The sequence below is a fragment of the Acidobacteriota bacterium genome, from assembly GCA_040754075.1.
Taxonomy (GTDB): domain Bacteria; phylum Acidobacteriota; class Blastocatellia; order UBA7656; family UBA7656; genus JBFMDH01.
Genome location: JBFMDH010000036.1, coordinates 41,165 through 60,684, shown reverse-complemented (window position 1 = coordinate 60,684; position 19,520 = coordinate 41,165). Strand labels below are relative to the sequence as shown.

The 19,520-nt window shown below is 50.2% G+C and carries 18 protein-coding genes; 15 read left to right on the top strand and 3 right to left on the bottom strand.

Going from position 1 to position 19,520, the window contains the following annotated elements:
- Positions 1 to 11: 11 nt before the first annotated feature.
- From AB1757_26930 to AB1757_26915, 4 genes are all read left to right on the top strand, one after another.
- On the top strand, positions 12 to 3,338 hold the full coding sequence (locus AB1757_26930) for an NAD(P)-binding domain-containing protein (protein MEW6130695.1): 3,327 nt from the start codon (positions 12 to 14) through the stop codon (positions 3,336 to 3,338).
- Positions 3,339 to 3,481: 143 nt separating this feature from the next.
- Positions 3,482 to 4,213: a hypothetical protein gene (locus tag AB1757_26925; protein ID MEW6130694.1), complete on the top strand. Its 732-nt coding sequence runs from the start codon at positions 3,482 to 3,484 to the stop codon at positions 4,211 to 4,213.
- A 17-nt stretch (positions 4,214 to 4,230) separates the two neighbouring features.
- Positions 4,231 to 4,920, top strand: coding sequence for a hypothetical protein (locus AB1757_26920; GenBank protein MEW6130693.1), 690 nt, complete (start codon positions 4,231 to 4,233; stop codon positions 4,918 to 4,920).
- Positions 4,921 to 4,992: 72 nt separating this feature from the next.
- Positions 4,993 to 5,529: a hypothetical protein gene (locus AB1757_26915; protein MEW6130692.1), complete on the top strand. Its 537-nt coding sequence runs from the start codon at positions 4,993 to 4,995 to the stop codon at positions 5,527 to 5,529.
- 48 nt (positions 5,530 to 5,577) lie between these two features.
- Here the strand turns inward: AB1757_26915 and AB1757_26910 are convergent, their stop codons facing one another.
- Positions 5,578 to 7,539: a heme-binding protein gene (locus tag AB1757_26910; GenBank protein MEW6130691.1), complete on the bottom strand. Its 1,962-nt coding sequence runs from the start codon at positions 7,537 to 7,539 to the stop codon at positions 5,578 to 5,580.
- A gap of 450 nt (positions 7,540 to 7,989) precedes the next feature.
- Here AB1757_26910 and AB1757_26905 point away from each other — a divergent pair, with 450 nt between their 5' ends.
- From AB1757_26905 to AB1757_26895, 3 genes are all read left to right on the top strand, one after another.
- Entirely contained in the window at positions 7,990 to 8,754 is a 765-nt protein-coding gene (locus AB1757_26905; GenBank protein ID MEW6130690.1) for a 3',5'-cyclic-nucleotide phosphodiesterase, read from the top strand.
- On the top strand, positions 8,744 to 8,983 hold the full coding sequence (locus AB1757_26900; protein ID MEW6130689.1) for a LytTR family DNA-binding domain-containing protein: 240 nt from the start codon (positions 8,744 to 8,746) through the stop codon (positions 8,981 to 8,983). Before AB1757_26905 ends, AB1757_26900 begins: the two co-directional genes overlap by 11 nt.
- An 86-nt stretch (positions 8,984 to 9,069) precedes the next feature.
- Positions 9,070 to 10,854 (top strand): amidase, encoded by a 1,785-nt coding sequence (locus AB1757_26895; GenBank protein ID MEW6130688.1) that lies wholly within the window; start codon positions 9,070 to 9,072, stop codon positions 10,852 to 10,854.
- 113 nt (positions 10,855 to 10,967) lie between these two features.
- Here AB1757_26895 and AB1757_26890 read toward each other — a convergent pair whose 3' ends face one another.
- A complete protein-coding gene (locus tag AB1757_26890; protein MEW6130687.1) occupies positions 10,968 to 11,267 on the bottom strand; it encodes a 4a-hydroxytetrahydrobiopterin dehydratase in 300 nt (99 codons plus the stop codon).
- Positions 11,268 to 11,272: 5 nt separating this feature from the next.
- Positions 11,273 to 11,638 carry a hypothetical protein gene (locus tag AB1757_26885; protein MEW6130686.1) on the bottom strand — a complete coding sequence of 122 codons (366 nt, stop codon included), beginning with the start codon at positions 11,636 to 11,638 and terminating at the stop codon, positions 11,273 to 11,275.
- Positions 11,639 to 11,797: 159 nt separating this feature from the next.
- Between AB1757_26885 and rpmH the strand changes: the two genes are divergently transcribed.
- The 8 genes from rpmH to AB1757_26845 all read left to right on the top strand — a co-directional run bounded on the left by rpmH (position 11,798) and on the right by AB1757_26845 (position 19,483).
- Positions 11,798 to 11,941, top strand: a complete 144-nt coding sequence (rpmH, locus tag AB1757_26880; protein ID MEW6130685.1) for a 50S ribosomal protein L34 — start codon at positions 11,798 to 11,800, stop codon at positions 11,939 to 11,941.
- 80 nt (positions 11,942 to 12,021) lie between these two features.
- Complete coding sequence (gene rnpA / locus AB1757_26875; GenBank protein ID MEW6130684.1) at positions 12,022 to 12,402, top strand: ribonuclease P protein component; 381 nt, start codon at positions 12,022 to 12,024, stop codon at positions 12,400 to 12,402.
- Complete coding sequence (gene yidD / locus AB1757_26870) at positions 12,365 to 12,574, top strand: membrane protein insertion efficiency factor YidD (protein ID MEW6130683.1); 210 nt, start codon at positions 12,365 to 12,367, stop codon at positions 12,572 to 12,574. The genes rnpA and yidD overlap by 38 nt, the downstream gene beginning before the upstream one ends.
- A gap of 51 nt (positions 12,575 to 12,625) precedes the next feature.
- Positions 12,626 to 14,683, top strand: a complete 2,058-nt coding sequence (gene yidC, locus AB1757_26865) for a membrane protein insertase YidC (GenBank protein MEW6130682.1) — start codon at positions 12,626 to 12,628, stop codon at positions 14,681 to 14,683.
- A 55-nt stretch (positions 14,684 to 14,738) separates the two neighbouring features.
- On the top strand, positions 14,739 to 15,191 hold the full coding sequence (locus tag AB1757_26860; protein ID MEW6130681.1) for a R3H domain-containing nucleic acid-binding protein: 453 nt from the start codon (positions 14,739 to 14,741) through the stop codon (positions 15,189 to 15,191).
- A gap of 77 nt (positions 15,192 to 15,268) precedes the next feature.
- On the top strand, positions 15,269 to 16,633 hold the full coding sequence (gene mnmE / locus AB1757_26855) for a tRNA uridine-5-carboxymethylaminomethyl(34) synthesis GTPase MnmE (GenBank protein MEW6130680.1): 1,365 nt from the start codon (positions 15,269 to 15,271) through the stop codon (positions 16,631 to 16,633).
- A gap of 111 nt (positions 16,634 to 16,744) precedes the next feature.
- Entirely contained in the window at positions 16,745 to 18,841 is a 2,097-nt protein-coding gene (locus tag AB1757_26850; protein MEW6130679.1) for a beta-galactosidase, read from the top strand.
- 66 nt (positions 18,842 to 18,907) lie between these two features.
- On the top strand, positions 18,908 to 19,483 hold the full coding sequence (locus AB1757_26845; GenBank protein ID MEW6130678.1) for a hypothetical protein: 576 nt from the start codon (positions 18,908 to 18,910) through the stop codon (positions 19,481 to 19,483).
- Positions 19,484 to 19,520: the final 37 nt, after the last annotated feature.

The following is a 19,520-nucleotide window of genomic DNA, read 5'->3' as shown; positions in this document are numbered from 1 at the left end:
GACAGAATGTTATGACCGGAGCACTGAGCCGTTACATCATTAAAAGAAAAGATGGCGTAAGCGCCATTGATGATGTGGTGATGGATAGAGAAGGACTCTCCATCGGGCGCAGCATCAAAAACGATCTGGCGCTCAATCATCGCTCGGTTTCAAGGGTTCACGCCGGCATCAATCAAATCGGCAAAGATTTCTGGATTTATAATCTTTCGGCGGCAAACGGCACCTTGCTTAACGGAGAGTTGGTTGAACGAACGCCGCTTGCCGATGGCGATCTGGTACAAATCGGACCCTTCCTGCTCAAAATCAATTACAACGATGACGGCTTGTTCATTGCCGTCGAACGCGAAATCGAAGTCAATCCCATCGCCGGGCAAACCGGATTACTCATGCCGATGTCGGTTGGCGGCAGTGAAACGGATTCCACACTGATTGTCAATATCCCCGCCAAACGCAAGGCTCCGATTATCACGCCCGGTGGCACGCAACGCTTGAAGCTGACCGGCAAGCTTTTAACCTTTACGCCAGGCATTGATGAACAGGTCATCAAAATTTTTTGGGATAAACGTAAACGCGAAGCCGGTAAATTGATCGAAGCGACCATGCTGCATCCGAAAGTTGCGAGGCGGTTGGGCAAAGCGCAATTCAACTGGCAACCGACGCTCGATTTATCCAAACTCTGGCGCAAATCTTACTGGGTCTGGGGCGCGTTGCTCGTCGGATTGTTTGCCCTCGCCGCCGCATTTTTGCATGCCGATACCTTTGCGCCCGCGCCGGTCGCAGAGGTTCACGCGAGCGACACCTTGAGCGCGCGCGGCATCGCTTTGCGCCCGAATGCCAATTCCTGCACCGCGTGTCATAACGTCGTCACCGGCGTGCAAAATCAATGCATTGACTGTCATAACACAGCAGGGAATTCAACTGCCGTATCTGTTCAAACCGCGCAAAGTTTTTTGCCGCTGGCGCTCATCAGCGGACACCGCCGCGCCAATGTCACGGCATGCAATGCCTGTCACACGGAACATCAAGGGCGCGCAAGCCAGGCGGGGCTGTTGAATTATGGGCTTTGCGTCAATTGCCATAACGGTCAGTACCGCATTGAAGACGGCGCGCGAAAAGGCGAACTCCTCGCCGTCCCGCACGGCGGCGCAAGCGTCGGACTTCCGCAACTCGGCGTCGAATATAAATGGTCGGGCTGGCAAGCGGCGCGCTGGCAACAGGCGTTTGAGCGTTGGGAAAATAAAGAACTCCAGAAAATTTACACGCCGCAAAAACTCGAAACTCTGCCCGCAGTCGGTTATTTAAAAACCGACCAGTTTCACCTGCTTCATTATCTCGGCAAAGCCAGTGACGACCGCGCCTGCGTCGTCTGTCACCAGGACAATAAACTCGACGCGAAATCCGCTGAAGGTATTCGCAGCCTGCGCGAAGCCTGTTTGAAATGTCACGCGACGAGTGAAACCAATGAAACGATAGCCAGCCTGCAAACGCCGCTTGCCAATTGCATCACCTGTCACAAACAACATCCGGTAGCAAGCGATTTGTCTGAACAAGCGAAACAAGCTGTTGAAGAGGGCGCGCGAAGTTTACGCGAGGTGAGCAAGTTTTTAGCTTCGGTTGAAGAATCCGAAAAACTGAGTAACGACGGGCGCAAATCATTCGTCGCCTTTTCAGGCATCGGCAGCGCCAGCGTCATTCGTCAGGAAAAAGACGCTTTGCGATTTGACCGCGATGCACAACTCGGCGCGTTGAATTGGACGGGTTGGGCAGTTGGGTTACTGGCGTTTCCGTTGCTTGCGCTGGTCGTGCTTGCAGCCAATACGGTGCGGCGCAAATACATTTTGAAAAACACCATCATTCCGCGTGGCGATACCGGCAGACTCGAAAAGACGGTTGATAAAGGCATCGGCTGGGAAGCCTTGAAAGATTCGTGGTGGCAAACCGCCAAAATTGACCTCAATCAAGTGATAGCCGATGGCCCGCGTTACCCTTATCCGATTGTCAATCCCATCACCTGCATCGGTTGTCACGCCTGCGTTGAAGCCTGCCCGCACGATGTGCTCGCCATCGTCAACGGCGTAGCGGTTCCGGTTGCTGCCGACCAGTGCATGGAAGATACCGCCTGTCAGGCGGAATGCCCGACCAATCCGAAATCCTGTATCGTCATCAACACCAATAAAATTATTCCGCCGCGCAAAGTCCCGGCGCGCGACAGTCGTTATAAAACCAATGTCGATGGTATCTATCTGATTGGCGATGTGTCGGGCGTGCCGCTCATCAAAAACGCCATCAACGAAGGCGCGCAGGTGATTGATACCATCATCGCGGATTTGCAAAAGGAAGGGGCAAACCCCAGCGCCGAATATGACGTGGCGATTATCGGCATTGGTCCCGCCGGGCTTTCGGCGGCGGTGTTAGCCAGGCAACGCGGCTTGCGCTATGTCGCTATCGAACAGGAAAAAGTTGCGGCGACGATTCAACAAACGTATCCGGCGGGCAAATACGTTTTTTATAAACCCGATTCGGTGCAGGCAAAGGGCGCGATTCCGCTGCCCGGCGCAGGCGACAGCAAAGAAGAGATGCTCAAGGGTTGGTTCGATGCCATGATGCAAAACGGCGTCAAAGTAAACGAAGATGAAAGCTGTAAAGACATCAAAGCCGCAAACGGTGGTTTTACGGTGGTGACCGCGAAAGGCGCTTTGCAGGAACCGCAAACTTACACGGCGCGTCGCGTCGTCATTGCAGTTGGCAATCGCGGCGCGCCGCTTAAACTCGGCGTGTCGGGCGAAGATATAAAAATCACGGTCGAGTCGCCGGCGGCACTGCCGAAGTTCTGTTATAAGTGCGGAACCGCGCGCGCCGCGAAGATGAAGTTTTGTGTGCAGTGCGGCGAAAAATTTACCCCGAAAGCGCAAGCGCCTAAGCCTGACAGCAAAGTGAAATATCGCCTTGCCGATCCCGATGAATATGTCGGCAAAAAATGTATTGTGGTGGGCGCAGGCAATTCGGCAATCGAAGCGGCGGTGGATTTGACCGGCTTTAAACGCGAAGGGCGAGAGATAAGCTTTACGCGGACGAACGAAGTGACGCTGGTGATTCGCAGCGATTTCAAAGGCGATTTAAAACTCGGCAACAAGATGAACGTGTTTGATTGCATTGACGCAGGGCGCATCAAAGTTTTTTTCGGCACGCAGATTAAAGAGATTACCCCGCAAGAGGTGGTGTTGGTGGATGGCAAAGGCAACGAAAAAGCCCGCGTGGCAAACGATTATATTTTCGCGTTAATCGGCGGCGACCGCCCGACGAAATTTTTAGAAAAAATCGGCATTCAAATCGGTTGATATATTTTCATTAAATTAAGAAACGTAAAATTAAAGACATTAATTTGATGATTTTTAACTCAATCGTTTCTACAAATTCTTGTGTGTCCTTATCGGATGTGTATATCATTGCATCTTCATTGAAACATTTTGGAGATTTATTTGTGATTGATAGAATTTTGAAATATCAAGCTAGTGCGTTTGTAAAAGCTGAGCAAATAGTTCCTGACCCAAAAATAATTTCTGAATTGACGCCAATTTATGGGAAGCATGGTTTATTTCCCACAATCATTCAGGAACAGACTCCGACCGGCAATAGCTCTCGAATATCATTTAAATCTATAAACGAGCAGATACATCTTTTACTAATGGGTAAAAGATTTGATTTCGTTTACCTTGGTTTTGATGGGAGTTACGATAATTTCGATGAGTTTTCATATTTCTGTCGAATTGGCTCTGAAATGATCAATGAAGTTACAGGTTATTTTAATTTACAACCACACCGACTCGCATCAGTGAAAGAATTTTTTCTAAAAGAAATGTCTGAGGAAGAAATGAACAAAGTTGCTTCGATACTTTTGAACCTTCCTCAGCTATATTCCAAGCATCTTCCTTTTGAGTGGGATTGGAGAGCCGGTTCTTATTCCGAACGCACATTTGGAAATAAAACTGAAAGATCAATTTCATTAACTGGTATTCATAGACAGGTTGCTAATATCTCTCGAAGTTCTGGAATTGGAGAAACTTTAGATAGAATTAGAATACAAACAGACATCAATACTGATCCTAAGAATATTCAAGAGCGGTTTAATAGTAATGACATTTCAAGCTACTTCTCAGAATCACCCCAATGGCACGATGAAATAGTAAATGAGATAATAAATTTTATCTCATAAGCCTATAGGTGAGTTTTATGAATACATCAACCGAAAATTCTAGTTTTACTTCACGACCTAATTATCAGAAGCTTTTAAGGTCAATCTTAGTTGCAGGTATATACCTTTCCGTTAGTTCTGCTGCCACAGGTAACGATGAACAGGAAATGCCTTACATTCAGAAATTCGACTTTAGAACTCATTCAACGAGTTTTTTAGAATCCATAAATAATAATAAACCTACTATTGATTTCCTCGACGACAAGGATAATTTTGGAAACGAGAGATTTTTTAGTTCACCAATCAAGCCGGAACAACTGAATCTGAAGATGCAAATTCGTGAACTCCTAAAAATAGAACCTGTTGAAGATGGTGTAACACATCCTGCTGAAAATTTTTTACTGCATGAATTTGAAGTTGGAAATAAATTTGTCGAAGAAGCCATTGAAAATCTTTATTATGAGTCAATATTAAAATATCCAGGCTTATCAGCAGATCTCCTCCAGGTCGCAGGAAGAGTTCCAGTTAAGCTTATAACAGAAAAATTACGTTTACTTCCAACTCACGCACTTTTTCAGGATTCTGTTGAAGTTCGTGAAGCGGCTGTTTCCACACTTGAATTATGGGGTGGAAATCAAGCAATAGATATTTTAAAAAATCGAGTTAAAACTGAAAATATTTCGTGGTTAAGAGACTATATGCAGAGTGTGATAAACGACCTTGAATAATTTGGTAATAGTGTTAATAAAATCTTTGTATAAATCATTAGGATAGCTCACAATTCGTTGGACCATCAGGAAATGCAAAACAGTAATTCTTCTTTGAAATTTCTTGCTAGGAAAATTGCGCGTTCAAAGTGGGAAGAAGTTCCCCCACTGAAACCTAACGGTATTTGGGCAGATGCAATTTGTAATTGCATTAGGACTACCAGCAATGGCCTGTCTGTTTGGGCATCTCAAGAAACGAGGGAAGATGTTTCAGAAGTTGTATTAGCATTGATGACGGCAAAAAATGCATCACTTTCAAAACTTAATATTTTATTACTTGAAAAATCAGAACTAGATGCTATTAACCTTGAAGTAAAGTTATCACCTGAATCAGGTGATACTCTAATTAACGATCTAAAAGCAAGACATCACGATTTAATAGATTTGGACATGGATAAATTATGCGATTTAGCTAAATTAATTTCAGGACAGGTCAGAAGTGAGAAATACATTTATACCTTTACAGCAGGACAGGTAAAAGAAATTATTCACAATGCAATCAGAGCGAATAGGATTGCATACGATGAACTGAACGAAAATGTAAGAAAGGGTATTCGTCAACCTTCTTAAAACCCGCCTTATATTTGTTAATATCTGCCGTAAATCCACATAAATTTCTCACCGGTTCGGATTGCGCGGGAATTTCACAAACGGTAAGCGAGTGCCGCGCACGAACACGGTATCGCAACGGATGCTGGTTGGCGATTCAAAGCCCGTGCTGCCCATCGCAGAAATCAAATCGTCCTGATCGACGCCGTCGCCGCTGACGCCGATGGCTCCTACCAACCGACCGTTTTTATAAAGCGGCACACTGCCGGGAAAAATTTGAATGCCGTTTTTGAGCGCCGCTATCCCCGTGCAGTTATTCGGACTCGTCATTCCTGTGGTTAAAAATTTAACCAGCGCGGGGGTAATCAAATCGAGTTGCAAGCCGACATTGAACGGCGAGAATTCTTCAATCGCTACCGAAAACGGCCCGTGTTCGGTTTCATCTATGCCATCGGGAAAAAACGGGCGACTCAAAAATCCGTGCCCCCGGTCGCTGAATGCTACCGACCCATCAAGGCGAATGCCGTCACGCGATGCCGCATCAACATAGCTGCCAAGCCCTACGCTTCTCAGTTCGCTTGCAGCAGTCGTTTTGCTGAAAAAAGCAGCGGTGCGGGCTTTCTGCACGCACACATCCAAGCCAAACATCGGCGCATCAACGGTGCTGAAAAGTCCAAGCAGAGTGCCATCCGTATCAACGACCGCGATGTTGACTTCTGCGGCGCTGCCTTCCGGTTGACGAATCGCCGCGCGGGTCTTGAACGCCTGCGCGGCGGCTTGCGCAAGTAGCATATTCACTTCGCTCACGGTGAGCGCCGAACCACTACGAAAAGATGCCGCGCCATTTGGAAAAATGCGTTTATTAACACGACCAGCGGGCGCGCCATTCAAGGTTTCGCTGATGAATTCCGAAGCCGGCGCGTTCCTTACGACGTTCGGCGCAAGCCCCAGAGTCGAACAAGCGGTATCGGTCGTGCCGCGCAAATTATTGAACGAAGTTTGCGAAGCGGCAGCAGGCGTCCCGGCATTCACATACTTGAAGCGAATGCCGTTGACGATAATTTTATCGCCGGTGATTGCCGCCGGTGGTTCATAGCCGCGCGCCCCTGCAACGGCGATGAGTTCTTCGGTTGGGACATCGTTATCCGTAGGGTCGGGGTCGAGCGTGTATTTGCCGTCGCCTTCGATGCCGAGACCGCCGACTTTCAAACCGTTTTTGTAAAGCGGAATGCCGCCGGGGTCTGCCGAAAGTCCGAGCGGCGCTTTCGGATTGATGTCGCTACAGACTTCGAGTTGCGAAAACTGCACGCCGAAAAGTGGACCCCCCGCTTGAAAATTGACGCCGGGCGGAAAGTGTTCCTGCACGATGAAACTCGCGGTGCGCGTCGAAAAGGCGTGACCCTGACTGCTTAAAAACGTCCCGGTCACGGCTTTTGAAATTGCCGCCGCGCATGACGGCACAACGACGCCTTCAAGTCCGCACTCGCCCGCGCGTCCTGCGCATTTGCCTGTACCGATGGTGGTGTTTGCCGCTGCCCCCGCCATTTCAAAAACCCCGAGGACATTGCCTTCTGCGTCTGCTACAGCGATGGTGACTTTCAGGTTGCTCGCTTCGGCTTGCGCTGCCGTCTGTTCAATGATTTTTTTGACATCGCTTTCGGTAAGCTGGCTTTCATCGACCGCATCGAAGGTTAAATGCACGACTTCTGAGGCGACGCCATTGACCATGACTTGCGCCTCAAAGCCTCGGCGGGCGTCTTCGGCAGAGACATTATTGATGACGATTTTTTTGACGCTTTTGATTTTGACGCGCCCGAAATTGATTGCCCCTTCGGCGCTACTGAGACTCACAACCGCGCCGCTTTGAAAATTGTCGCCTTTGAGGACAAGCGTGCCTGAGCGTACGTCATAAGCGCAAGCCGGAGCTTTGATGATGGGGATAGCCGTTGATTGCAGCCAGGCGCTTCCGGTAAACAGGAAGAGCATCGGCGCAATGAAAAATAGCAAGCGTTGGCAAACAACTCTTCGCATACTCAAACTCCTTTTTTGCAGGGAAGCCCACAAACGACCTGTGTAATGAGCGGCTTTTCGGCGCGGAGTATATGTCAGGTGCGCAATTGATTTCAAGAAAGCGGAATTATATTTCGCAGAGCGAAAGGTTAGAAAATCGAGTCAAGCGATTTTTGTTTGTTGGCTGATAGCAAAATTATTCACCAACAATTTAAGCTGAAGCGAAAAGGAATATTGCTTGCTCTTGAATTCGGCTAAAGCCGCTTTTCATAATTCATCTTCAGTCCACTAGCTCAAGCGAGTGGCAATTCATTGAAGGGGGGTGAATGAATGGTGACGCAGATAAACCGGCTTTAGCCAAATTTTAAAGAAAATTTCCTATGGGCTTTAGCCATAATGCAATGACGGATTCTGCTTGCTCGAATCGGCTTTTCGTAGTTACATATCGGGCGACAAACGGGAGAGCAGCGCATGAAAATCAAACTACTGCCCAGTAACATTGATGCGAATTTGCAAACCTTCACCACCTTCTTAATCAATGACGAGGTCACCATTGATGCGGGCAGTCTTGCCGTGGCGCTTACCCCCGCAGAGATGGCGGCGATTGGTCACGTCATCGTTACCCACACCCATAACGACCACATCGCCAGTCTTCCGGTGTTAATCGCCGAAGCCTTCACGCATCTTGAAACGCCTGTAATGATTTATGGAATTGAAGAAGTGATTACAGGTTTGCAAGCTCACATTTTCAACGACGCGATTTCACCGGATTTTACGAAGATTCATCTGGCAGGGACAAACGATGGGGCGATTCGCTACCAGACGCTGGAGCCGCGAAAACGCATTGACATTGGCGGGCTACAGGTAACCCCGATTCCGGTCAATCACACAGTTCCTTCGTGCGGCATGATGGTTGAAGACCAAACGGCGACGGTAATTTTTTCGGCTGATACCTATGTCACCGATGAACTGTGGCAAGTGGCTTCTGATGCCGCTAACCTGAAAGCGATTTTCGTTGATGTGTCGTATCCGAATGAACTCGAAGGGTTGGCGCGGGTTGCCAAACATTTCACGCCTGAGTCGCTTGCCGGGGATTTGCAGAAACTGAAATGCGAAGCCGAGATTTACGCAATGCACATCAAACCGAGCCATCACCGGCAAGTGATTGCACAACTCCGCGCGCTTAACCATCCGCGACTATTTATCGCCGAAGTCGGGCGCGTCTATGAGTGGTAATACCCAAGCGATTTGCGATTCGTCGCTTGCCGGTTTGCTTGACCGCTTAGACCCCGAAAGTTTCAAACAATTCCATCGCAATAATCTTGTCTGCATCGCCCATATTCAGGCTCTAACGACCACCATTCAGGGCGAGATGTTCATCGAACTCGCCAATCGAATGCGCCTGCCCGTGTCGCGCAAACACCGCCGCGATGCGCGCGAACTACTGAAATCCATCAGCAAGTGATTTGTCGATTTGCGTCGGGTTTACCTGCAAAGCTAAGATTGCTGCCTTCAAATTTTTCTACAGATTTTTTCAATAAAAGGACAGCTATGAAAAAAACTTCGCGTAAAGAGTCCACCTCGAAAAAGTTGAATCTCAATCGCCGTTCGTTTGTTAAAAGCTTACCGGCGATTGGATTGGCAAGCGTTGCAACGCCCGGCGCTTTAATCGAAGCAACCGAAGCCGCGCAACAACCGCAACAACCGCAAACCCCGCAACGCATCACCAAAGAGATGTTGCATACCGCCGAAGGGCTTATCGGCATTGAACTGACGGACGCGCAGGAAGCCCTGGCGCTAAATAACCTCAACGGGTATCTCACAAGTTACGAAACGCTTCGCAAAATCGAGATTCCGCTCGATACGGAACCGGCGACCGCTTTTCATCCGGCGCTGCCGGGCAAAAAATTCAATAAGAAAAAGCCTGTGGCAAAAACGAAAGTCAAATCGGCAAAAGCCACCGCGCCGCATTTCGGCTCACTTGAAGAAGTCGCGTTTTATACCGCCACGCAGCTTGGCGAATTGATTCGCGCCAAACAAATCGCGCCCGTGGAACTCGCGAAAATGTATCTGGGGCGACTGAAAAAATATTCGCCGCGCCTGCTAAATGTCGTCACCCTCACCGAAGATTTGGCGATGGCGCAAGCTGAGCAAGCCGAACGCGAAATCAAACGAGGCAAATATCGCGGCGCGCTGCATGGCATACCCTGCGGCGTGAAAGATTTGTTCGCCACCAAAGGGATAAAGACCACCTGGGGCGCAGAACCTTTCCGCGACCAGATGATCGATTACGACGCGACCGTCGTTGAGCGATTGCGCGAAGCCGGCGCGGTGCTGGTCGCCAAACTTTCGATGGGGGCGCTTGCGCAAGGCGGGCGCTGGTTTGCGGGCGTCACGCGCAACCCCTGGCAACCGAACGAAGACCGCATCGGGTCAAGCGGTTCGTCTGCCGGTTCGGCTTCGGCAACCGCAGCCGGGCTTGTGGGCTTTTCAATCGGCACGGAAACCCTGGGTTCAATCGTTTCGCCGTCGTCGCGTTGCGGCGTGACCGGGCTTCGTCCGACTTATGGACGTGTGAGCCGCTATGGCGCGATGGCGCTCAGTTGGACGATGGATAAAATCGGCGCGATTTGCCGTAGCGCCGAAGATTGCGCCATCGTGCTCGAAGCGATTTACGGACCCGATGAGCGCGACATTACGGTCAGCGATGTGCCTTTCAGTTTCGATGCGAGCGTGCCGCTTGCCAAAATGCGCATCGGCTATTTGAAAGCCGAATTTGAAACGCCGGGCGGTGGCGCGAATCAACAAAACAGCGAGCAGCGCAGCAAGATGTACAGCGAGGCGCTCGAGGCATTGCGAAAAGCCGGAGCCAATCTGCAACCGATTGAATTGCCGAAATTCTCGACCCAGAGCCTGAGAATTATTTTAACCGCAGAGGCGGCGACCGCTTTTGATGACATCACCCGCGATGGTCGGGTCAATCAACTGTCGGGACAAAATCCCGGCGATTGGCCTAACACCTTTCGTTCGGCGCGATTCATTCCGGCGGTCGAATACATTCGCGCGCAACGGGCGCGGACACTCTTGATGCGCGAGATGGATAAACTGATGGCAAACTGGGATGTCTTTGTTTCGCCCGCCCCCCAAAGCGCCAGTTTGATTGTGACCAATTTAACCGGACACCCGGCGGTCTGTTTGCCTTGCGGATTTATTAATAATTTGCCGCAATCGATTATGTTCACCGGCAACCTGTATGACGAAGGCGCACCCTTGAGAGTCGCGCGCGCTTATCAACAAGCGACCAACTGGCACCAGCAACATCCCAAGTTGGACTGAGGATTAAACGGTGAAGTCAAAACGCTGAACGATGAAGTAAGAAATAGCTTACTTTATTCGCTAAAAGCCGCTAGAAAAACTTATCAACACTTTTTCATTGCCTTGTTCATCGTTCAGCGTTCCGACTTCATACTTTCCGCCAGCGCGTCGATTTTTTCCGCCAGTAGAAAATCTTTTTCGGTTAACCCGCCGGTGTCGTGTGTCCAGTTGATGAGCGTGACTTCGTTGTAATGGATGAAAATATCCGGGTGATGATTGAGCGATTCGGCAAGGTAGCCCACGGCATTCACGAACCACATCGCCCGTAAAAAATTTTTGAAGCGGTATTTTTTCTCAATCGCCTTTTCAATCCGCGACCAGCCAGCGAGCCGCTCTAACCGCTCAGTGATTTGTTGGTCAGTTAATCGCTGCATAATCGTTAGTGACTGGGAATTTTTTGCGGCATCAGCGCGTTATTGATTTGATGGGTGATTTGCGTGCCGTCAAAGGTTGAGATGCTCAGTGGCGGCAAGCCGGTTGGCGAAGCACCGGTGTAAGCCCGGACGATAATATTTTTATACTGGCTTTTATGCCTTTCGATTACGGTTTCGGCGGCGGTTTTGGCTGTCTGTTCGGAAACCGGCGGGGAGAGCGTAATCTGTACCACGAGGGATTGAGTGGTCGGGTCAACAATCGAGCTTTGAATCAGAAAAGGTTCCCGCTTGAGGGCTTCCCCGGTGGGTGCCTTGCTGTTGCAGGCGGAAACCAGCGTCACCAGTAAAATGATAGAACTGAATTTAATCATCGCTCTCCTGTTTGAAAAAAGATTTTCGGACTGAATCCAATGAGCGTCAACCTCATAAAAGCAGCAACTTCCAGTAGGTCGAAACCTAATCTTGACAATGATGTATTGTGACTAGTACGCTTACCCTTTTCTGTACAAACGAATTTCGAGAGGTATGCTATGAAGAGAACGTTTCAACCGAATAATCGTCGGCGCGCCAAAACCCACGGCTTTCGCGTGCGCATGAAAACCAAAGGCGGACAACTGGTCTTAAAACGCCGCCGTGCCAAAGGTCGCAAACAATTAAGCCCTGCGCATTACTAAAAATCAGAGTCCGGAGTCTGGAGTCGAGAGTCTGGGGTCAGTAATGACTCTCGACTCCAGACTCCGGACTCCAGACTTCTATGAGTGAGCATTTTCCAAAATCGCATAGAATTCTCAGGCGTGCGGAGTTTCGCCAGGTTTACCAGCAAGGGCGTAGATTTCAGGCAAAATTTTTTACCGCGTTTGTTATTGACAACCAGGGTAACCAGACCAGGCTCGGCATTACCACGACGCGCAAGATGGGCAATGCCGTTCGGCGCAATCGCGCGCGCCGCCTGTTGCGCGAAGTCTTTAGAAAAAATAAACAACTCGCGGCGGATGGCATTGACATCGTCCTGAATGCAAGGGATTCTATCAGTGAAGCCGCCTATACGGATGTTGAAAGCGACTTCATCTCTTTTCTAAAAAAGGCGGGCAAGCGCAGTGAAGTTCATTCTGATATTTCTGATTCGGACTTATAAGGTTTGCATTTCGCCGCTACTGCCGCCTGCTTGTCGATTCACTCCTACCTGTTCACAATACGCCCTGGAAGCAATCACCAAGTATGGCGCTTGGCGTGGCACCTATCTGGCAATTCGCCGTCTGTTGCGCTGCCATCCGTTTCATCCGGGGGGCTATGACCCGGTGAAATGAGTTCGCGAATTTAATAAAGGACAAACGCCCGATGGCGTTTGATGTGGTTTGATGGAACAACGAAGTAGAATAATACTGGCAATTTTTCTTTCAACAATAATCTTGATTGGCTGGCCCCTGGTAATGAAACGACTGGGCTTGATGCAAGCGCCTGCCGAGCCTACGGCTACAGAGATGCCACCGGCGCAGGAACCTGCACCGACGCCGCCTGCGCCAACGATGACTGCCCCGGCAAAATCTGAGGATAAAAAATCCGTGGCAAAGACGACGGCGACCGTCGCGCAACCTGCGCCACCTCAAACTCAGGTAGCCGAACGTGACTTGATCATTGATACGCCGTTCTGGCGCGCCAAATTTTCCAATCGCGGCGCAGTGGCGACCTCCTGGATTATTAAACAGGATGGCACGCGCCAGATTACTGCGGCAAACGGCAACCCGCTCGAACTGATTCCGCAGGACGAGATTAAACAACTGGGCGCGCCGTTTCGCTACCGCATTCCCTGGGCAGCAGAGCTTACCTATCAACTCAATCAAGCGAACTTTCAAATCGAAGGCGCAAATGAATCAGAGATAGCCCTCAAACCGGGCGAACAACGCGAAATCACCTTTACCTATCAAGCGCCAGGCATCACAGCCCGTAAAACCTTTAAATTCGATGGCGGTAAATTTGTATTCGACACCACTGCCGAAGTGGTTGCCAATGGCGAGAAGAAAAATGTCGAACTGGTTTTAGGTCCGCGCATCGGGGATGCCACCAACGCGCAAACCGGCGGCAGTTATGCCAATCACTATCAAGCCATCGCCTATACCAAAGAGGGTTCCCGTGTACAGGTTGATGGCGCGCAGATCACCCATCAGTTTGCAAAAATCACGCAAATTGACGAAGCCACCAAACGCATTCAAATCGATAAGCCACTTGCGAGCGATGTCGAAGGCATAAAAATTATTGGCGGCGACGGCAAAAATTATATTTCGCTCGTCGGTTTTGCCCGCGTCACGGAACGCGAAGGCAATAATCAAACCCTGACTTTGGATGCCCTGCCGGAAGGCGTTCAGGTCGGTAATGGGGTCGGGCAGGCGGCAGATACCTTACACAACAGCTATGCGTGGGCGGGGGTGATGGATCACTATTTCAGTATGCTGGCAATTCCGCCGCAAGCGGTCAGCCAAATCGCGCTAAGCAGCGTGCAACTGAGAAACGGCGAACAACAGGAAGTCGCGCAGGATTATCCATCGGTTGCGGTTCCGGTAGATAGCCAGGCATCGACCAAAATTTTCATCGGTCCCAAAGACCGCGAATTGCTCATCCGTCTGAGCAATGAGTTGGGCGCGAATCTCGAAGACATTATCGATTATGGAATGTTTCGCGCCATCGTTCGTCCGATTGTCGCGATTCTTGCGCCGGCGCTCGATGGACTTGGCAACATCTTTAAAAACTATGGCTGGGCGATTGTCGCCATCACCGCTGTGGTCAATCTATTGCTGTTCCCTTTGCGTTGGTATAGCTCGAAGAAGATGAAGCAGGCTGCCAAACATCAACCGCGCATTAAAGAGTTGCAGGAAAAGATGAAGAAACTCAAGGAAAACCCCAAAGCTTCGCAACGCGAGATCGAAGCCATTCAACGCGAGCAGATGGAAATCATGAAAGAGGCGAACCCGATGGGCGGTTGTTTGCCGATGCTGTTGCAGATGCCGATTTTCTGGTCGTTCTTTATCTTCTTAACCATTTCGCTCGATATGCGTCACGCGCACTGGCTGCTCTGGGTGAAAGATTTGTCGAAGCCCGACCCGCTGCATATTCTGCCGATTATTATGTGTGTGACGATGATTGCTTCGACCGCCTTGATGCCGCAACCGGCGGCGGCTGACCCCTCGATGAAGATGCAGCGCACCTTGATGACCTGGGTGATGCCGATTATGCTCACCTGGTTTTTCTTCCTGAGCGCGCCAAGCGGATTGGTGTTGTACTGGATGGTCAGCAATATCGTCGGCGTCGCCATTCAACTGGTTATCAACAAAATGACCGCCGAACCGCAAGCCCAACCTGCGGATGTGAGCAAAAAAAAGGATAAGAAACCAACTCAAAGAAGTCGCAACGTCGAAGCTTAAACCGGAAATTTTGAATCGCAGGTGAAGTGATGTCGCAACCTGTTTGTAAAAAATTATGACTCAAGAAGACGCCAACATAATCGTTGATTTTACCAATGCATTGCTGAAATCGAGCCGTCTCAGATTGACCGCTGAAGCGGAAACGCTGGCAGAGGGTTTTAAAGTACAGGTGCGTGGCGACGATGTTGCCATATTGCTTGGTCATAACGCCGAATTTTTAGACGCCCTCGAATATCTCGGCAATCGCGTGTTATCCAAAGGTCGTGATGAAGAGACGCACATCGCTTTCGATTCGGGCAACTATCGCGCGCGCCGCGAAAAAGAGTTGCACATGATGGCGGAAAAAGCTGCGGAAAAAGTTCGCACCACAAAAATTCCTTTCAAGTTTGACCCGATGAGCGCGCATGAAAGAAAGATTATTCATCTGGCGCTTTCCATTCACACAGGCATCCGCACGGAAAGCACAGGCAACGGCGAAGACCGCCGCCTGGTGGTCTATCCCGCTTAAAAGAGTGATGAGTAATGAGTGATGAGTAATGAGTAAATGGCTTTTCACTCATCACTCATTACTCATCACTCATCACTATGTTAAGAGATGACACCATCGCAGCGATTTCAACGCCCACGGGGCGCGGCGGCATCGGCGTTGTGCGCTTGAGCGGCAAAGATTCGCTGAGTATCGCCCGGCAAATTTTTCATACCACGACGAAAGATTTCCAACCAAACTACGCGCGTTTCGGACGCATCGTTGACTTGACGACCAGTGAAGTCGTTGACGAAGCGATTCTCACCTATTTCAAAGCGCCGCATTCTTACACCGGCGAAGATGTTGTTGAACTCAGTTGTCACGGCAGCCCCGTCGTCTTGCGCCGGGTTCTGGATTTGCTGATTGTGAGCGGCGCGCGCATTGCCGAACCCGGCGAGTTCACCTTTCGCGCTTTCTTAAATCGCCGGATTGATTTGGCGCAAGCCCAGGCGGTGCGCGACATCATCAACGCCCAGACTGCCTATCAAGCGCGGGTGGCGACTCGCCAACTCGAAGGCGCATTTTCAAAACAACTCGCGCCGCTCAAACAAACCCTGCTCGATATTATTGTTCACATGGAATCGAGCGTCGAGTTTGTCGAAGATGACATCACGCCGGAAAATCTCGGACGCATTCTGCAAAAACTCGAACGGGTGATTGGCGAACTGAAAAAAGTAGCCGCGACCTTTGCGCTCGGTCGATTCGTCAAAGAAGGTTTTGACCTCGCTATTGTCGGTCGCCCGAATGTCGGCAAATCGTCGGTCTTCAATCAACTCGTAGGCAGCGACCGCGCCATCGTCACGGCGATTCCCGGCACCACCAGAGATACGCTTTATGAAAGCGCCTCGATTGCCGGCATCCCCGTGCGCTTGATTGACACGGCAGGGATTCGCGAAACCCAGGATGTGGTTGAAAGCCTTGGCATCAGCCGCAGCCGCCGTGCGATTGCCGATGCCGACATCGTGTTATTGGTTTTGGATAATTCGGAAAATTTAAGCGCGGATGATAAACGGTTGCTTACAGAACTTCCGGTTGAAAGACGCATCGTTGCGCTCAATAAATCCGACCTTGCACACCGGTTGGAAGAGAAAATCGGTGACGAGTTGAAAGATGCGGTGATTATTTCGGCGCTCACCGGTGAAGGCTTGGATGGGTTGCGCGACAGAATTTTTCATCAGCTTTCCGGCGACCTCAGTGTTGAGCGCGACGACCTGTTAATCACCGATGCGCGTCAACAGCAAGCCGTGCGAGTGGCGTTTGAACAGGCAAAGCAGGCGCGCGATTTAATCGTCGAAGGCGAACTCGAAGAAGTGATTTTGCTGAAACTCCATGCTTCATTAACTGCGCTCGGCGACATCACCGGTGAAACCTTGACCGATGATATTCTCAATCAAATCTTCTCGACTTTCTGCATTGGAAAGTGATACTGAATTGCAAATCAAAATACGATAGACCGAGTTGAGAAGCGGTCATTGAGCGCGCTTGTCGTTTTCTGACCAACACTCAACTGAAAAATCTTCATTGGAGATTTAGGGATGAACAGATTTTGCCGCTTTGTGAGGATTTCAGTTCTGCTTGCGCTCATGTTGTCGCAGGTTTCAATGGTCATTGCCGCTCAAACGGCATCGCGGTTTTTTCCCGCTAAAGACCTGATGACCATCGGCGTTTATTATTACCCGGAACACTGGACTGAGGCGCAATGGGACAGAGATTTCGCCAATATGGAAGCGATGGGTTTCGAGTTCGTTCACCTGGCGGAATTCGCCTGGGCGCGGATGGAACCGGTCGAAGGGAGATTCGATTTCGCCTGGCTCGATAAAGCCATTGCGCTGGCGGCGCGTCATCATCTGCGCGTCGTGCTCTGTACGCCGACGCCCTGTCCCCCTGCGTGGATGGGCGAAAAATATCCGCAAACCTTTTTAGTCGGAAGCGACGGGCGACGCCGCGAACACGGCTCGCGCGGCAACAACGCGCTTGCCGACCCGACCTATTTGCGACTGAGTGAGCGCATCATCACGGAGATGGCGCGGCGTTACGGGCGCAATCCGAATGTCTGGGGCTGGCAACTCGATAACGAACCGGGCGCGCCGCCCGATTACAGCCCTTCGGCACAAGTGGCGTTTCGCCAGTGGCTCAGGGCGCGTTATAAAACCATCGAACAACTAAACAAGGAATGGGGCACGGCGTTCTGGAGTTTGACCTACAACAACTTCGCGCAGATTCGCATCCCTAATCCGACCTATCTGTATGGCGTCAACCCGCATGCCTTGCTTGATTTTCGCCGCTTCACGGCAGACCAAACCGGCAAGTTTTTGAACTGGCAAGCGGCGCTCCTCAGGCGTCACACCGCGCCCGCGCAATGGATCACCACAAATTACATCACCACTATCGCTTCAAGCGACCCGCGCCGTTCAACCGATTTGGATTTCATCTCGTTTACCCTCTATCCCGTAAGCGGCGGTCATAACCTGGGCGATGATGGGTTTCGTCTGGGTTGGCAATATGGCATGGCATTCGGCAATGCATTTTACAAATCGTTTAAAGGCGTCACAGGGGTAATGGAACTGCAACCCGGTCAGGTCAACTGGGCATACATCAATCCGCAGCCCAACCCGGGCGTCGTGCGTATGTGGCTGTGGCATGCGTTTGCCGGAGGCAGTTCTTTCGCCTGCACCTATCGTTTCCGCCAACCGCTTTACGGCAGCGAACAGTATCATTATGGCATTGTGCGCACGGATGGCGTGACGCCTTCGCCCGGCGGCTTGGAATATCAGCAGGTTATTAAAGAGATGCGAGGCTTACGAGCGAAATATGATGCGGCGGCAAAAGTTCCGGCTGATTATCTGGCGCGCAGGACGGCGATTTTATGGAATCACGAAAACCTCTGGAATATTAATGAGCAGAAACAGACAGGGCTTTGGGACACCTGGGGACATACGTTTCGTTATCTGGAAAGCGCCAAGTCTTGCGGCGCGCCCGTGGACGTGATTGCCGAAACCGATGATTTCAATAAATACCCGGTGCTCATTGCCCCGGCTTATCAATTGCTCGATGAAGCGTTGGTCAGCAAATGGACACGCTATGTTGAACAAGGCGGCAATCTCGTGCTCACCTGTCGCACCGGGCAAAAGAAACGCAACGGGCAGTTGTGGGAAGCGCGTTGGGCAGAGCCTATCTATTCTTTAATTGGCGCAGAGGTCGCTTTCTTTGACGCGCTGCCGGGCGATACGACCGGAGCGGTTCGCCTGAACACGACGAACTATCAATGGAACGTCTGGGCGGATGTCTTGAAGCCATTGGCAAATACGGAAAGCCTGGCGCAATACGCCAATCAATACTATGCCGGACAAACAGCCGTGACCTATCGCAAAATCGGCAAAGGCAGTGTCACCTATATCGGTGTACACAGCAAAGACGGGCAGTTGGAACGAGCCGTCTTACGCCAGGTTTATCAGCGCGCGGGCATCGCCGTTGAAGATTACCCGGAAGGCGTTTATGTCGAATGGCGCGACGGCTTTTATGTAGCGGTCAATTATTCTTCGCGGGCGGCGAGTCTGTCATTGCCAAAAGGCGCAGAAATTCTTTTGGGGAATTTGCCCTTGAAGCCAGCTGAGGTTTTAATCTGGAAATAATTTGAAAGAGGGAGCCATATGGAAAGTGAAGTTGAATCGCTTTTGAAAACCCGGTAGGCTCTCCGCATGACAAGGTTCATTTCTCCGCAAATACGCAAACATTTTTGCAGCCGTTTTACGGATGAATATTGTGATGAGGCATCGCTTCAACGATTATGCGCGCTTGATGACAGGATTCTTGAACGTGTCGCCCAGGTCAGCGAATCGGTATTGCTCGAAAGGCATCGCCTCAATCCTCGCATCATTAAATTGATTAAGCCACAAACTGCAACCGTTGACTCGATGGTCGGTTTTTATATTCTCTATCCGATTAACCGGGAATGTGAAACCTTGATTGAATCAGGGGTGATTTGCCAAAGCCGCGAACTTACCGCAGCGCATTTATGCCAAGCCAACGAATCGGTTGATGCGCTCTATCTTTCGATGGTTTATGGTCGCACCCGACAAGCGCAAGGTTATCTGATTTACCTGCTCTATCGCGACTTGAAAGCCATCATTAAAGCGAATCGGTCAATCCGTTACATCTATGTCAGACCGGTAACAACTGTAGGATTTCAAGCAGTTGAAAAACATGCGTTTCATCCGATTCACCCGGATTCGGGAATTTATTGTCGCAAAGTCGCTCCCGAAGAGATTGCTTGAAGGTTGATAAACTGAAAATTTGGCTGGACTATGCAGG